Consider the following 16,087-nt stretch of genomic DNA (forward strand, 5'->3'; position numbering starts at 1 on the left):
ATGTTTATTAAAAACCTATGGGTAGACAGTGGCGGGCAGGTTGATCGATTACTTGATGCCTTGAGAGGACACCTGGATCAATATGATTTGTTACCAGAACTTATCTATGTAGTTTCTGCGGGTGAGGCTAATGTTCTACAGGATAGTCGGATTGTAGAGTTTATAGCAGACCTTGAAGATGGTGGGCATAATATTCGATTTGTTGGTAGCGCCTGCACCAGCTTCCATGCTGCAGTATTGAGTTTTTCAAAGTGTACTGAAGCCGAAGCTTTGATCTTAAATCTCGAACTGGGCAAAGAGCGGCAACAAGAGTGCCTGGATTCATTGGGAATTGGAGTTGGGCCTGATCAAGATGGCTTAGATGTTCTTGTGGGGGCAGCGGCTACCTGGATCTGTCGCGAGTATTGTGAAACACATCTCTGTCAAATATCCAGCTGCGATATTCTCTCTCAAGCGCCATCATTATCTGGCGCACCAGATTTAGTAAAGAGTATTAAGCAGGTAATCTCAACCAACTCTAGTGATGATACTCGAGTAGTTTCCTTTGATATCCGCTCGAAATGGGCTAAGGGGCTGCTGAAAGGGTTTTCGTATAGTGATAAGGCCTCATGGTTACCCAGTATCGAAGAGGACGGCTGGCACTACTTGAGTATTAAACCTCTCTCTGAATTGATCAGTTATTACATTGAGGAAAAGGTGACTGATCTATGGCTGTTAACTCTAGGGGGGGGCGGCAGGGTAGGTTGCCTGAAAATAGATATCCCTTCACCCAATTTTCAGGGATTTCTTTCAAGACTGGTAAATGTTGAGAAACTGGTGTTGGAAGACGCCTATATAGATTTTAGTTCCGCCCAGCACCTGGGTGACACTCTAGGCCAGGATTATCTTTCGCATATTCGTGAGGCATTAAGGTATCCCAAGAGGATTTACCGGGGAAGACACAACCAGATATTTGACTGGGTATTAGGTGCAGGTAGTTGGCGCACGCTGTTGGAATATCAAGGAGCAAGACATGGATAATAATATTTATAAAACTGATATAAGAGAATTTCAATTCCTTATTGAAGAACAGTTCCATGAAGCTAAAACTCTGTTCAGCGACCAGATGTTTAAAGGGTGCTCACTAGAGATTCTCCATGAAATTTTAGTTAGGGCTAAAAAATTCTCTTATGAAGTTCTCGGGCCGGGATATCAGGATTCAGACCGGGAGGGATGCAAGTTAGAGAATGGGAAAGTAAAGCTTCCGAGCGCATTCCCCGAGATGTGGCAGCGGTTTAAGGATGACTGGGGGAATATTTCCTCATTTGAGGGCGAGCAAAATACGACTATTCCGCCCTTTGTAATGCAAATGCTCCTGGAAATGTTTATGGGGGCAAATCCAAGTTTTATGACTTATGGTGGTTTTTGCTTGCCGTCCTCCACCTTGGTGGAAAAATATGGAACCGATCTGCAAAAAGACCTGTTTAGGGACAAATTAGCCACCTCAGAGTGGACATCTTGTCTCTGCCTCACTGAACCCCAGGCGGGAAGTGATGTATCCCTTGTAGAGACTCGCGCTGCGAAACAGGAAGATGGCACTTATTTGTTAACGGGCGAAAAATATCTGATCAGTGCCGGTATGCACGACCTGACAGAAAACACCGTTTATTTCGTTATGGGTCGTGGCGAAAAAAGCGGCTCGGGCACCTACGGTTTGTCCTGCTTTATTGTGCCTAAGTACTGGGTTGAAGAGGATGGGAGTCTCGGCGAGTTTAATAATATAGAATGCATTTCTCTAGCTGAGAAAATGGGCTTTAAAGGGTGTGCAAACACTCACCTTCGGTTTGGTGAAAATGGCCCCTGTAGGGCTTACCTGCTGGGGAACCGTGAGAATGTAGGCTTGTTGCAGTTTCTTACCTTGATGAATCAGGCACGAATCAGCACAGGTGTTTATGCCTTGGGTATGGCTTCCTCAGCCTACTACAATGCACTTTCCTATTCGACAAAGCGCTTACAGGGCAAGAGATTTCACGAGAGCTTTAGCTCTACCGCAAGCCGGGTCAATATCGTTGAGCATACCGATGTCCAGCGTATGTTGTTGGAAATGAAATCCAAGGTAGAGGGCTGTAGAGCATTGATTGCTAAACTGACGTTGTCAGAAAGCTTAGTCAAAATCTACCAGGGGCAGGAAGGCAAAAAGGATCGCATTGCTCACTACCAGGGTTTAATGAACCTGCTAACTCCAGTTGTTAAAGCCTATATCAGCGACCAGGCTTGGCGTATCTGTGAATTGGCGATCCAAACCTGTGGTGGTCAGGGTTATCTCAAGGATCTGGGTATAGAGCAATATGCCCGGGATATTAAAGTGCTGGCAATCTGGGAGGGAACGAATTATATCCAGAGCCAGGACTTGATCCGGGATAAGTTAGGATTGGGTAATTCCAGTAAGCTATTCCAATTCTATCAGGCAGAAATTGATAATTTCCTCAATCGGGCCACGGACTACCCTCAGTTTAAGATTGAATTTGAGCGCTTAAAGACCTCGTTTGGACATTTTGAGGCAGCACTGAAAGCTGTGCAGGTATGGGTGAAGACAAAAGAAATGTTCAAAATCCCTGCCTATAGCACACGTATTCTACATATGCTTGGTGATATAACCTTGGCCTGGCTTCTATTGGAGGCTGCATGTGCGTCTTCAGATAAGTTGAGGCAGGACCTGAACGATACTGATGAGGAGTTCTATCGCTCGAAAATTGTCAGTGCTAAATTCTTTATTCGCAATGAGTTACCCCGTACTAAGCTGCTGCTGGACATCCTTCAGGATCAGGACTCTTTTTGTGAAATGGACGCTTCCTCCTGGAATTCATTATTATCAAACGTGGAGGCTGTCTCATGAGCAAGCTTGATCAGCTGGAATCCAATTACGATGTAGTGATTATCGGTGGTGGATGGGCTGGCTTAACCCTGGCCCGTCAACTTAAGCTCAATGATGATGCTTTAACCATATTGGTTGTTGAGGCAAATACTGAGTTTAGGGCCAAAGTTGGTGAAGCGACAGTGGAGATGACCGGCCACTACTTTATGAAGCAGTTGGGTTTGGTGAATTATCTCTATAGGAATCACTTGCCTAAAAATGGTCTGCGTTTTTTCTACGATAATCCCGAGCATACACTGCCATTAACTGAGATGAGTGAACACGGAACCACCAGCATTCCGCCTCATCCAGCTTTTCAAATTGACCGGGCCAGATTGGAATCCGACCTTGTCGATATGAATAGGGCGAATAGCATAGAGGTTATTCAAGGTGTAAAAGCAAAAAATCTCAACATACAGCCAGGTGATGAACTCCATTCTATAGAGCTTATGGAAGATGGCGCTAGCGGAGTGGTTAACGCCCGCTGGTTAGTAGATTGCAGTGGTCGAAATCGGGTTGCTAAGAAGCATAAGAAGCTTACCCGTGTTGAGAATGTCCCTAAACACTTCTCTGCCTGGGGTCGGTTTAAGAACATACAGGATATCGACTCCATGGGAGATATGAATTGGAGAAAAAAGGCCTTTGGACGCTTTCTTTCAACCAATCATTTTTCTGGAGATGGTTACTGGGTTTGGTTTATACCCTTAAGTGGTGGCTATACCAGTGTAGGTATCGTTGGCGAGAATAGTAAATTCGACAAGCCGCCCACAAAGAAGCAAGATTTCCTAGATTTTCTGTTGGCTTATAGAGCTATTTCGGAGCTTCTGGAAGGCGCCGAGCTTATTGATTTCGAGGCCTGGGGACAGCTTGCCTATAGAGCGGATGAGTTTATCTTTGAGGACCGCTGGGCTACCTCCGGATTTTCCTCGATGTTCCTTGATCCTCTGTTTAGTGGTGGGGGCGACATGATAGCCCTGTTTAATGACCATATTTGTAAGTACATTGTTGCTGATATCTCAGACAATAATCGTGATGAAGCTCAGCAGCGGCTTGCAAAAGAATTGCCGATCGCGAATCAAGTGGTCACAGAATTTTACCAGGGCCTCTATGCCCATGTAGCAAATGTATACCCGGTTATTGACTCTGCTGAACTGTGTTCTCCTCTGCTGGCCTACAATACCGCTGCTTATTTCCTGGAGAGTGCCTGGGATTATATGTCAGGCAATTATCTGGATCAGGAGTACTGGCTACGCAAGAGTTACCTGCGCCGTGGATATATGGCCCTTGAGCTAATCCTGCAACGCCTGTTAGTTGAAACGGCAAAAGAACTTAAAGCTCAGAATCGATATTTTCGCAGAAATAGTGAAGGTTTCTTTGAGTCCGGTGCCGATCACTATAAGTACTTTGTATATTTGATGGGAACCCATGGCCGGGACGGTTGGCGAATCGATCTGCGGGTCAAACTTTGGGTTGAAGTTTTCCTGAGTGTTGTCCAGGCGCGACTCGACCTCCCTAAACTGGCAAACCGGATGGTTGTTCAGCAGGCTATTATCCTGCCTGATCTTTTACAAAAGCCAAATATGAATGAGGCTGACCTCAATTGGCTGCTTGAGAAGTTATCTATCAAGCTTACAGATCTAGTCAATGAGGATATAGCAGATCCAGTGAGTGTTGTTGTATCGGAAGAGTCCTTCCACACAGATACGATTGAAGTTATGGATCTTGCAGGTAGCTACTCCAATAAAGAACTTGCTGAGGTTAACAAGAAAGCAAAATCTATCTGGGTGCAGACTCAGGAGTATATTGCGATCCCCAGTATGGTTCCTGTATTTCTTGCTTTTGCACGCAGTCAGCCGGATAGCATAATGGATTCGGTTATTGACCAGCGTGAAGCTATGCCCACAGCTGAATTAGACTCTGCCCATGCGGATTCGGAGGTTGTGTGATTCAGGAGTTCTTTCAGGCGCGGGATGGAAAAAAACTCTCCTTTCGCTGGTTGCCGTGCGATGAATCTGACTTGGTGCTTGTCTGCATGCACGGGAGCACGTTCAGTAGCCAGTGGTATTTAATGTTTGGACGGATGGTACACCGAAACGGTATTAGTGTGTGTCTGCCAGACTGGCGAGGCCATGGTAAGAGTGAAGGTGTTCCGGGGGATCTCGATTATTCCGATCAACTGCAAGACGATCTTGCCGATCTATTAAAACACCTCAAAAAAAGAGGGGCTAAGGCCTTTGTTCTTGGAGGGCACAGCGCGGGATCATTGGTTGCACTTAAATATCTGCACCTATATGGCAGTAAAGATATTGCAGGTTTTTTTGCGATAGCACCGCCTCTGACTCAGTCAGAGGAAACAAGAAAGTACGATATTCCCGCATCTGGCTTTGAGTATTACATTCGTTACGGAAGGAAGCGTCACTATACGCGGCCTAGGGCATCGGCTGGTGATCAGAATCTGCCAAAAATAAAAATGCTGAAATATTGGCTGGCACTTTTGTTCCCCCCATTGAGGAAGTTATCAGTGCTGAGCTTTCCCCCGGTGGGATCAGCAGCGGGGAATCAGGGGAGAGTTCTGGACTGCACATTTAACTTACTCAGTGCCTATAACGTAAAGAGATACGCGGATCTCTTTGCGAGTTTAAATGTACCCTGCCACTTTTTTGTCGGTGAGAAGGACGAAGTACTTGATACCCATGTGCTCCACACTGTATTGAGCTGGTATCTCTCGCCCAGTATTAAGGCTGGACTCACTGAGTTGCCCAGAGCTACTCATATGTCAGCTATTTCTGCTTCGGCAAAACCTATTTCCAACTGGTTGACAACTTTGATGCGGCAACCTGAGGGGGCTGTTGCATGAGACCTAGCAAAGGCAAAACTCCCCTGATGAGAGAAAAAATGTTGCCCGTCGGTGGAGAGGTTTCACTGAGTTCATTTTTAAGTGATGCCGATTGGGGAGCAGGGCATGGCGAAGATTGGACATCTTTAGGAACTATAAAGAGAAGTGATAAAAACACTTTTCACTTGCAAGTTGGCAAGGCGTTTCGATTTCCCCTTTATTATTACCTGAAGGACGATCGTCTATTTGTTGGTCAGGATTTATCACTATTTCCTGCTGTTGGTGCCGATACGGTAGATTGCCACTACTTAATTGAAATAGAGTATTTTGGTTTCTCCATAGAAAGAAAGAGCCTTTTGCAGAATGTTAAAATGCTCTTTCCTGAAGATGATGTTTTTATATCAGCCAGAGAGCTTATTTGGCTCTCTGCTGAATATCATCAATCTGGGTCATTTGATGCGGCCCTGGTGACTCCTGAAGAAGCTACCGATAAACTCTTCAACAGTTTACCTGAGGTAACCTCTAAGCTTTTCTCGCCTGTTGATACCACTTTTTATGCTCATATTGCCAATCGTTTGGCGGAGTCAAGCGGCACCAAATTAAAAGTGGGTAGACAAAGCCTGCCTTTAACGGTTGGTTATCAGAAGAAGCGGGCAAAGGTCTTTAATAAGGCTCATAAAAATAGAGTCGTAGAGGGGATCGATCTACAATGTTACACCGACATGGTGCAGGAAGAGTTGGATCGAGCCTGGCAGGACTCAGAATCAAGTCTCGATAGGGAAGATTATATCTTTCAAACTTTCTATCTGCCTTTTGCCCAGTTTTTACTCAATATACTGGCAATGAATACCAGCAAGATGGTGGAGATCATTGAAGGTTCGGGAGATGAGGGTGTAATACCCCCGGCACTTTCAATAAGTGATAAACCTATCTGTAATATTTACGAATCTTTTCAGCGGGTGTTTTTTTATGGACACCATTGGCTTGCAAAAGTCTGGTTCTATATACCGCCCATGATCAGTTCTGCTGCCATAAAACAGCAGCAAAAATACTCAGAACGAGAGCAGCATGTTTGTGTTTTTACTTTAACATTGGACTACTTGCTGCGATTTAATAACTTAAAAATAGGAAATGTTACTGGAGAGTAATTATGTCTACAGCAGTTGTAGAGAACAAGGTACAAGAGCTTTGTGAGCAAATAGCTCTTATGCTGAATGTTGATGCTGTCGATGCAGATACACCCATTGCAGAACTCGGGGTAGATTCCCTGAATATTGTCGAGGTGATTCTAATTTGCGAGCAGTTATACCCGGGGGTGATGAGCCCCGAAAATCTCGTTTTCGATGAGCACACCACCCTAAGGGAAATGGATGGTCAACTAATTGAAAACTCGGAAGAAGTCTAGCGTACTTCGGGAGCAGTCAATGTTTAAAAAAGTACTTACCATTCTTATCAGTAGTTTTTTTATTGGAAATGTTGTTGCCTGGTTTTCAGGTGCTGCTCCCATCGAGTTTGGCAAGATTGCCTATTCAGAAGGCGAGATGGAGCAGGTGGAGTTTCTCCAGCAGGAGATTGGTGAAAATAGTACAGACCCCGACTTGATGTTGGAGCTTGGACAGTTATTTAGTCACCATAACGAGCTTGAGAAGGCTGCCCACTTACTGGAAGCCGCGTACCAACAGCGTCCAGACGATATGCTGATACGTGCAGCGTATTACTCCAATGAGGGCAAGCGCGCAGGTGCGATGTTTGACCCTGCGATGGGGCTTTACAAGCTTTACCGTCTGCGGCATGCGATGGACGAGGTGGATCAGGCAGGTCTCAGTGCCGATTCAGATTTTAATGTGCGCCTGATACGGCTGATTACTTTTTCTTATGTAGGAGAAGTAAGCGGCCACTTTGAGCGGGTGTTCGAAGATGAAGCCTGGTTTAAGAATCTGATGGATTCAGATCCCGATCTATTGCCGGCTGCTATGCAGCAGGTGGTGTATTTGTCTTTGGCTAATGCCTACTGGGTGAAAGCTGGAGAGGGCACTGAGGATTTGGCAGTGGCCATGGATTACTACCAAAAAGCAATAGCAATGGCTCCTTGTCCTGCCACGATGCAAACCTCTTGTGAGCAACTGGGGCAAATGGCAGTCACCCTGGGTAAAAGTTAATGTTGGTTGAGCTTAAGCGTGTTTCAAAGCGCTATCGATTGGGCGATCTCTGGGTCGACGCCTTGCGGGATATAGATCTTGCTATCGATCGAGGTGAGTTTCTGGCTGTGAAAGGACCCAGCGGTAGTGGTAAGAGCACATTATTGAATCTTCTATCCGCATTGGATCAGTGTGATTCCGGATCAGTTCATATTGATGGCGTTAATCTTGGGAGTTTGGGAGAGCATCAGCGCTCCCTGTTCCGAGGTCGTCATATTGGGATTGTTTTCCAGTCTTTTAACCTGATTCCCGTGCTTACAGCACTTGAGAATGTGATGTACCCGCTGACACTGCGGGGGGCTAACAATGCCAGGCAACTAGCGTTAGACGCTCTGGAAGCAGTGGGGCTTGCCAAGTTGGTTAATCAGCGTCCTACCCAGCTTTCGGGAGGGCAGATGCAGCGAGTGGCGATTGCCAGGGCAATTGTCAGTAAGCCAGATCTGGTGCTTGCGGACGAACCTACAGCCAATCTGGATTCGCGCACGTCGGAGAGCATTATGAGCCTTATGAAGCAGCTCAACCGGGAGCAGGGTGTCACTTTTATCGTAGCCACCCATGATGATTATGTAACCAGCTTGGCATCTCGTGTTATCACGGTACGAGATGGTCATTTGGTAGAGGATACAGCTTCGCCTCAAGGTATTGTTCAGGAGGCTTTTGCATGACAGCAATCATAAAAATGTTGCTGGCTAGGGGCCCGCTAACTAGAGCGGCTTTGGCTATTTCAGTTGCATTCTTAATTTCTGCACCGGCTTTGGCTGAAGACTTCGTCTTTCCAACTCCGATTCCATTCACCAATAGTGAAAGGGAAGCGCTGTTTGCTGCTGTTAATGGAGAAACGACCAGGGAGCAGAGAAAGCAGGCCTACTTGGCTCAGCTTGCGCGCCTTACGTCGATGGAAGATGCAGAGTTGCAGGATGTTGAGGAGTTAGAGGCTCTGATGCAGTCACTGTTGGAGAGTCTCCCGGATGACCCCGAACTCAATGCTGCATTGGGATCGACAACTTCCTTTAAATCCAGCTTCTACCTTGATCGATTGGCAAAACTATCGCTGTTCTCCAGACGAGGCAATCGCATGATGGATCGGGCTGTTAAACAATCTCCATTCAATCTAGGCGCCCGCCTTCAGCGGGGAATCAGCTGTGCCAATATGCCGGCCTTTCTAAAAAGAGCGCGCTACGCTGTTGAAGACCTGGAGCTGGTTAGGGAACAGGTGGGCAATCGGTTCGGTAAAGAATTTCTCGGCTTTGTAGAGTTCTACCTTGCCCAGGCTTACGAGCGCAACAAACAGCCCGATGATGCCCGGGTTCTTTGGGGGAAGGTGGCCGAGTCGGATACCGACTGGTCCACTAAAGCCAAGCAGGCGCTTCGGAGTATTTAGTCATGGGCTTGGGTTGGAAAGTTGCACTGCTGAATATTATGCGTAACGGGCGCCGCAGCCTAATTACCTTGGCTGCGATCGTTTTCGGTTGTACCAGCCTGATTATTTTTGGCGGTTTTGTACAGTCGATGTATGAGGGGATGCGGGAGAGTATGATCCGCTCGCAGCTTGGTCATATACAAATCTATGCCAAAGGCTACAACCAGTTTGGCAAAGCGGAACCGGAAAAATACCTGATTGCTGATGGGGAACTCAAAAAGATTTCCGAGCTGGTAGAAAACGAAACCGATACACTGGTGGTAGCGCCTCGCCTTAATTTCAATGGCCTGCTTAGTGATGGCAAGCAATCGATAGCCATCACTGGAATTGGTATTGATGCGGAGAAAGAAGTGATGCTTTCCTCTGCAATTCAGATTGTTCAAGGGGACGATCTATTTCCAGAGGATATTTCTGCTGCACACCTTGGAGAAGGCTTGTTCAATGCCCTGGATGTTCAGATTGGGGACTACTTGACCCTGTTGGCAAGCACCCAGGATGGAGCAATCAATGCTGTCGATGTACAGGTGATGGGGGTAATCACAACCGGTGTTAAGGAGCTGGATGATCGCTTGCTCAGGGTGAATTTGCCTCTGGCCCAGGAACTGCTCTATACGTCAGATATTACACGGCTAGTGGTTTTATTGGAGGAGACCGAACTTACATCTACCTCAATTGCGACTCTGGCCAGTGTCTTTGAGCAGAACAATTTGAACCTAGAAATAAAAAGCTGGGAAGAACTGGCGGGTTATTATCATCAGGTTGTTGGCCTGTTTAACGGGGTTTTTGGTTTTATTACCGTCATTGTGTTGGTAATCGTCGCGTTGAGTATTTCCAATACCATGTTGATGGCAGTAATGGAGCGTACCCGTGAGCTGGGTACTATCCGGGCCATGGGCGGCACTCCTCGCCAGGTTGTAAACCTGATTTTACTGGAGTCGGTATTTCTCGGTTTAATCGGAAGTTTGCTGGGGCTACTGATTGGTGCACTGGCAGCCAAGGGAATTACCTATGCTGAATGGATGATGCCCCGGCCACCGGGCAGTACCCAGGACTATCCTATCCGTGTGTTTGTCGTGCCGGATATCTTATTGAAAACATTCTTGTTGGGTTTTTGTATTTCACTTGTTTCCAGCCTTTATCCAGCGATAAAAGCATCCCGGCTGCCGGTAGTAAAAGCACTTAGGTTTACTTGATTTGGGTCTTCTATGTGTAAGTTGAATTTTTTTTATGGGTGGGTGTTGGCGATAGCCTGCTTGCTGTTTAGCTACTCAAGTTATGCATCGGTTTCGGCTGAGTCACTGGTTAATAAGCTGGATGACTTTCGCGGGTTCAGGGATCAGGGCTTTAGCTTTGATATCACCAATATCAGCTATAAACAGGACAAGGAGCCCCGCACCAATAAGCTCAGTGTCAAAGTATTTAATGAGCAATCACTGATCCAGTTTTTGGCACCCGCCCGGGAAAAGGGCAGGGCAATGCTAAAAGAGAGCGCCAATATGTGGCTCTATATTCCCGGTACGCGCAGGGTTATCCGGATTGCGCCCTCACAGCGGTTAATTGGTGAGACCAGTAACGGTGATGTAGTGGGGGCAAACTTCTCCCGGGATTACACCGCAGAGCTGCAAGGGCAGGAAACTGTTGATGGGGAAGATTACTGGGTGCTGTATTTATCGGCAAAATCCTCTGGCGTTGCCTATGACAAAGTAAAAGTTTGGATGGCACAGGCTGAGGGAAACCTGCCTTTAAAGGGGGAGTTTTATACCCGCTCCGGGCGCCTCCTTAAAACAGCGCACTATAAAGAGTTCAAGCAGTTTGAAGGCGAGCTGAAACTGCATAAATTACTTTTGGTGGATGCGCTCATTGACGAGAGTTATACCTGGATGAAATTCGATGACTATCGTCTTGAGAGCCTGGACCCGGCAATTTTCCAAAAAGGCTCCCTTGGCAGGCTGAATTGAGGTGAGTCGGTAATGGTTATCAGAATCAGGATAATTCTCCCATTTATATTCCTTCCTCTCGCTTTTGCTGAAAAAGTTGCCAGTGCCGAAGACTATCAGGACCCTTTCGAAACCAACTCGGAACTTTTCGATGAAGTGAGCACTGAGGAAGGGGGTTCTCGAGTTGTTTGGGATATTGATGCTTCGCTACTGGGGTATCACCAGCAGAATGAAGTTCGGGATGACCTCTATTTCGATCCGGGTCTGTTTGTCTTTGACGAACAAGAGTCTTTGCTTGCTCTGGATCTCAGTGGCCAGTTCTCCCTGGGAGCACACTTCTCAGTTTACTCGCGGTTTGCGGCGATAGAGCACTATCGGTCTAATGAGGCTGGAACATCTGAAAAAGAGACAGAATCCCATCTGCTAGAGGGGTATTTCTCTTCTTACACTGACAACCGAAGGTTTGGTATTAACGTCGGTCGGATAAAACCTCAGTGGAGCAACGGTTACAACTGGTCTCCGGCAAATCTTTTAAAAGCCACTTTTGATCGCCCCAATCTGGATGCCGATGAACTTACCCAGCAACTGGGCTGGGATATGGCCCATTTCGATTTCCGCTATGGTCGCTGGAACACTGGCATTTACATGGCTCAGGTTGAGGATAATCTGGGTGGTCACTTTGACACTAAAGGAAATGACCATGAGTTTCAGTACGCACTCGTGGTGAATCGTGAAGGTGACTTGGATACCCGCTTGGTATTACATCAGATAGAGGGGGAGGCAACCAATGTCGCTCTCGGGTTGAGTACTTTGGTTGGAGACAGTGCCACACTCAGGTTGGAGGGGGCTTGGGAACATCAGCGGGAGTTACCGCAGCCGGGCGAACTCTCCTATTTTCCAGCAGAGGACGATGGTTATTTGAAGCTGGTACTTGGCACTCAGCTCAGCTTCAACCAGGGATGGGATGTTACTGCGGAGTATCTGTATAACCAGCATGGATTCGATGATGACGAGTGGGATTTGGTTCAAACACAGGTAGATAGTGCAAAGAACGAATTGAACAGCGCGCAGGTTTATGAGGCGATTTCTTTTCTGTCCGATAGTTTTAACCTTTTATCTACCGGACAACTACGGCAGGAATATTTGTTCTTGATGTGGGGTAACACCCGGCTGGATAAGAAGTTTCAATATCGTCAGAGTGTGCAATACAACCTGGATGACAAGAGCCAGTACCACAACCTGGAATTGATTCAGAACTGGACTGAGCATTTTAGTACTCGACTGCAAGCCCAGTTTTTCAGGGGCTGTGAGTCCTGTGAATTTGGTCTGCTGCCTACTGAAAGGCTTCTTAGGTTAAGTCTCTATTATGATTTTTAGCGTTTGCTGGCTAAAAGTGCTTCATATTTTTGTGCGATTTCCCGCTTGCCGGATTCCCTGCTAATAGAAATTAATGCCCGCAAAATATCCAGGTCCTGCGGAAACTGGTGATAGCCGTCTTCTAGAATATCCAGGGCGAGTTCGCTGTTGCCTTCCGAGTGAACGGCTATGGCATATACGTAGAGATAGCGACTCTGGGTTTGCTCATGCTCAGCCGCCGCCTTTAGAAAACCCATTGCCTCCTGGTGGCGGTTCTGACGAACCAGGGAAAGGCCTAAGGCATGTTGGATTACGGCGATATCCTCACTCTTCGATAGTGCTCCTCTGAGTAATAATTCCGCGTCGGTTTCACGTCCACTTGCCCGGTAAAGGTCGGCCAAATTGATATAGGCGGGTGTGTAGTAGGAGGCCTTGGTTATTGCCCGGCGATAGAAGGCTTCTGCTTGTTGCGTGTTTCCTCTCCGGAAATGGAGGTTGCCCAGGTTTACCAGGGATTCCGGCCGGTCGCTGTTGAATAATTCTGAGGTGGTATAGGTTTTAAGGGCCTTTGAGTATTGCTGCTGTACTTGCGCGGGCATAGTCCCAGTCCCGATCTGAGCATCGGTAACGCCATTGGCAGCCAGCGACCTGGTCACGGCCATTTTACTGAAAAGCAGAGGTGCACCGATCATCAGTCGCAATTGCTCTGGTAGTTCATCCAGAGACTGCGCAAGGGCCAGGTTTAATAATGGTTCTTCGCCTTGGGCAATTTGTTGGAGTAACTGAGCGGAATTTATCGTCAGGAAGCGCGGTAACAAACGGATTGCGCTGGCCCGAACAATCTCCGGTTGACTGCTGTCCTGAATAAGGTCCATTAACATCTTATCGGCCGTGCTATCCCCGCGAATAGCTGCGTGCAATGTCTGCCCGTAGTGAGGGGGAGGTGAGCCGTATTTGTCTTCCAATATAATCGCTGCCCACTGGCTCGATTTATCTTGATGGCAGCTGTTGCAAGTATTGGGGGTGCCCAGCGCCTCGGAAAGGTCAGGTCGGGGAATGCGGAAACTGTGATCCCGGCGCCCATCCACCTGCATGAAATTTTTCTTCGGCATATGGCAGTTTGTGCAGCGGGCACCGGGGCTTTGAGTGGGGTGCAGATGGTGATCAGTACGGGCAAATCGCTCCGGCATATGGCACTGGGCACAAACTGCATCACCAGCTGCTCTCAGTTGTAGATTGTGGGGGTTATGACAGTGGCCACAGGTAACACCTGCTGCGTACATTTTGCTTTGCAGAAACGATCCGTACACAAATACCTCGCCATCGGCCTGGCCATCTGCGTGGTAGAGAGGCTCTTGCAGAAGTGTGAGGTTGAAATGATCCAGTAATTCGCTGTTAGCCTTCGCTCCCGGTAAATGGGTACTCCGCCGAGAATGGCACTGGGCGCAAGTTGTTATTTCACGCTGGATGGCTGCCGATGGCGCAAGCTTGGCAATCCCCGTTTGCAAATCCATTTCCCGGATCTGTTGGGTTGGGTCAATAAAATGGGGATCTAGCCCTTTATTCTGCAATGCCTCATTTTGTGTTTTTGCCCACTGAAGGTGTCTCGATCCCGGGCCATGACAGGATTCGCAACCGACACTGATCTCTGACCAGGATGTCTGGTAGCTATCGGTTTGTAGGTTATAGGCCTTTTGCAGATTGGTGGAATGGCAGTCGGAACACATAAAGTTCCAATTCTGGTTTATGCCGGTCCAGTGCAGGGGATGTTGATGGTCTAACGCTTGATCGGGATAGAGATGGAACCAGCGCTGGCCACCGACAGATTTGTCCCGGCTATCCCAAGCGATACTCAGTGCCTGAAGACGTCCGCCTCCCAAATCAATCAAGTATTGCTGTAAAGGGTGGACACCAAATGTATAGGCAAGGGGATAGTCCTGGGGGGCTCCACTGGGCCCATCAGTGCGTACGTAATAGCGCCCTTCCTTTTGATAGAAGTGAGATTTCTGCCCCAGATACTCGAATGCCACCCCGGAAAAATCACCTAGAACGCTGTCACTATTGGCGACTTGCATTGCCAGCTGGTGGTGGGAACCTTGCCAGGCACTGGCCTCATCTTTGTGGCATAGGGCGCATTGCGCGGAGCCCACGAAAGTGGCTTCTGAGCTAATTGCTTCGTCCTGGCGCTTGAGAGGTTGGGTATCAACCGGCTCTTCGTTACCACAGGCCACCAGTAGGAGACAGATAAGGCTGATTTGGAGGAGGCTAGTGCCAGCTATATTTATCACGGTTTTTTTATTGTGATGAGTTCTTATCTTAGGGAGTTATTCAGAGGCTCCCTAGGCCAAAAGATTAGTTCATGTGCCGTAAATGTCATTTTGTGAGAGGGCCAGAATGCTGGATTGGAAATTTAGGGTTGCCCTGAGCCGAGGGTGTCTATTGCTGGTTTTGGTAATCAGCTTACCGGCACTCAGTTCTCCCTTGCCATCCTGGCAAGATGGCGTTAAAGCCCAAATTGTGGCCTTTGTTGACAAGGTTACCCGTAAGGACAGTGCCGACTTTATACCTGTCGGTGAACGTATAGCGGTATTTGATAATGATGGCACCCTCTGGTCCGAGAAGCCCGTGTACTTCCAGCTTCTCTATGCCGCTGATGAGGTTAAAAGGCTAGCGCCCCAACACCCAGAGTGGAAAACGCAAGAGCCCTTCGCTTCGATCCTAAAGGGCGATTTATCAAACCTGTTGGGGCAAGGCAGGGAAGGTTTGGAAGTAATGCTTATTGCGACTCATGCGGGATTGAGTACGGATGCCTTCCAGCGCTCTGTTGCCCAATGGCTCAAGAGCGCTAAGAACCCGGAAACTGGTAAGCGCTACAGTGCGATGGTGTTCCAGCCCATGCTGGAGTTGCTGGGATACTTAAGAGCAAATGGTTTTAAAACCTACATTGTTTCGGGGGGCGGAACTGACTTTATTCGAGTGTTTTCCCAGGAGTTATATGGAATCCCCCCAGAGCAGGTTATCGGCAGCCGCCTAAAGTCGCGCTATGAAAATGGGGGTGGGCATCCCTATATTGTGAAATTAGACGAATTGGCCTTCCTCACCGATAAACAGGGGAAGCCTATCGCAATCAATGACGTGATTGGCCGGAGGCCAGTTTTTGCCGCAGGCAATTCCGATGGTGATTTACAAATGCTGGAATGGACCACCGCCGCCAATGGGCCGCGTTTTGCCATGCTGATTCACCATACCGATGCCAAAAGAGAATGGGCATACGATAAGAACTCCTCAGTGGGACGCCTGGACAAAGCGCTACAAGCCGCCAAGGCAAATGGCTGGTTGGTGGTAGATATGGCGAAGGACTGGCGGACGGTGTTTCCGCCAGAAGCGAAGGATCAATCAAGCCAGGGGCCGGTGATTCCTCAAGTTCCCGCCTACCGGGACTAGTCT

14 protein-coding genes are annotated in these 16,087 nt (G+C 47.8%); 13 read left to right on the top strand and 1 reads right to left on the bottom strand.

Features of this window, described 5'->3' with window-relative positions; translation table 11 throughout:
• From BTJ40_RS09500 to BTJ40_RS09555, 12 genes are read left to right on the top strand one after another with little or no spacing between them, the layout of a single operon-like run.
• Positions 1-1,020, top strand: a complete 1,020-nt coding sequence (locus BTJ40_RS09500; protein ID WP_108732862.1) for a hypothetical protein — start codon at positions 1-3, stop codon at positions 1,018-1,020.
• Positions 1,013-2,875: an acyl-CoA dehydrogenase gene (locus BTJ40_RS09505; protein WP_108732863.1), complete on the top strand. Its 1,863-nt coding sequence runs from the start codon at positions 1,013-1,015 to the stop codon at positions 2,873-2,875. The genes BTJ40_RS09500 and BTJ40_RS09505 overlap by 8 nt, the downstream gene beginning before the upstream one ends.
• Complete coding sequence (locus BTJ40_RS09510; RefSeq protein ID WP_108732864.1) at positions 2,872-4,839, top strand: NAD(P)/FAD-dependent oxidoreductase; 1,968 nt, start codon at positions 2,872-2,874, stop codon at positions 4,837-4,839. The genes BTJ40_RS09505 and BTJ40_RS09510 overlap by 4 nt, the downstream gene beginning before the upstream one ends.
• Positions 4,836-5,750, top strand: coding sequence for an alpha/beta hydrolase (locus BTJ40_RS09515; protein WP_108732865.1), 915 nt, complete (start codon positions 4,836-4,838; stop codon positions 5,748-5,750). Before BTJ40_RS09510 ends, BTJ40_RS09515 begins: the two co-directional genes overlap by 4 nt.
• Positions 5,747-6,877, top strand: a complete 1,131-nt coding sequence (locus BTJ40_RS09520; RefSeq protein ID WP_108732866.1) for a hypothetical protein — start codon at positions 5,747-5,749, stop codon at positions 6,875-6,877. Before BTJ40_RS09515 ends, BTJ40_RS09520 begins: the two co-directional genes overlap by 4 nt.
• Positions 6,878-6,879: 2 nt before the next feature.
• Positions 6,880-7,134: an acyl carrier protein gene (locus BTJ40_RS09525; RefSeq protein WP_108732867.1), complete on the top strand. Its 255-nt coding sequence runs from the start codon at positions 6,880-6,882 to the stop codon at positions 7,132-7,134.
• 19 nt (positions 7,135-7,153) lie between these two features.
• A complete protein-coding gene (locus BTJ40_RS09530) occupies positions 7,154-7,888 on the top strand; it encodes a lipopolysaccharide assembly protein LapB (protein WP_108732868.1) in 735 nt (244 codons plus the stop codon).
• On the top strand, positions 7,888-8,592 hold the full coding sequence (locus BTJ40_RS09535; RefSeq protein WP_108732869.1) for an ABC transporter ATP-binding protein: 705 nt from the start codon (positions 7,888-7,890) through the stop codon (positions 8,590-8,592). Before BTJ40_RS09530 ends, BTJ40_RS09535 begins: the two co-directional genes overlap by 1 nt.
• Positions 8,589-9,308: a hypothetical protein gene (locus BTJ40_RS09540; RefSeq protein WP_108732870.1), complete on the top strand. Its 720-nt coding sequence runs from the start codon at positions 8,589-8,591 to the stop codon at positions 9,306-9,308. Before BTJ40_RS09535 ends, BTJ40_RS09540 begins: the two co-directional genes overlap by 4 nt.
• Before the next feature lie 2 nt (positions 9,309-9,310).
• Positions 9,311-10,540 carry an FtsX-like permease family protein gene (locus BTJ40_RS09545; protein ID WP_108732871.1) on the top strand — a complete coding sequence of 410 codons (1,230 nt, stop codon included), beginning with the start codon at positions 9,311-9,313 and terminating at the stop codon, positions 10,538-10,540.
• 12 nt (positions 10,541-10,552) lie between these two features.
• The gene (locus BTJ40_RS09550) at positions 10,553-11,305 is read left to right on the top strand and encodes an outer membrane lipoprotein-sorting protein (RefSeq protein WP_108732872.1); all 753 of its coding nucleotides are present in this window, start codon (positions 10,553-10,555) and stop codon (positions 11,303-11,305) included.
• Between the two features lie 12 nt (positions 11,306-11,317).
• The gene (locus tag BTJ40_RS09555) at positions 11,318-12,661 is read left to right on the top strand and encodes a hypothetical protein (protein ID WP_108732873.1); all 1,344 of its coding nucleotides are present in this window, start codon (positions 11,318-11,320) and stop codon (positions 12,659-12,661) included.
• Here BTJ40_RS09555 and BTJ40_RS09560 read toward each other — a convergent pair.
• Positions 12,658-14,928: a tetratricopeptide repeat protein gene (locus BTJ40_RS09560; RefSeq protein WP_108732874.1), complete on the bottom strand. Its 2,271-nt coding sequence runs from the start codon at positions 14,926-14,928 to the stop codon at positions 12,658-12,660. The two genes, BTJ40_RS09555 and BTJ40_RS09560, sit on opposite strands and share 4 nt — an antisense overlap.
• Before the next feature lie 106 nt (positions 14,929-15,034).
• On the opposite strand from BTJ40_RS09560, the gene BTJ40_RS09565 reads away from it, so the two are divergent.
• Positions 15,035-16,084 (top strand): HAD family phosphatase, encoded by a 1,050-nt coding sequence (locus BTJ40_RS09565; RefSeq protein WP_108732875.1) that lies wholly within the window; start codon positions 15,035-15,037, stop codon positions 16,082-16,084.
• Positions 16,085-16,087: the final 3 nt, after the last annotated feature.

Source organism: Microbulbifer sp. A4B17 (assembly GCF_003076275.1).
In the GTDB taxonomy this organism is placed as follows: domain Bacteria; phylum Pseudomonadota; class Gammaproteobacteria; order Pseudomonadales; family Cellvibrionaceae; genus Microbulbifer.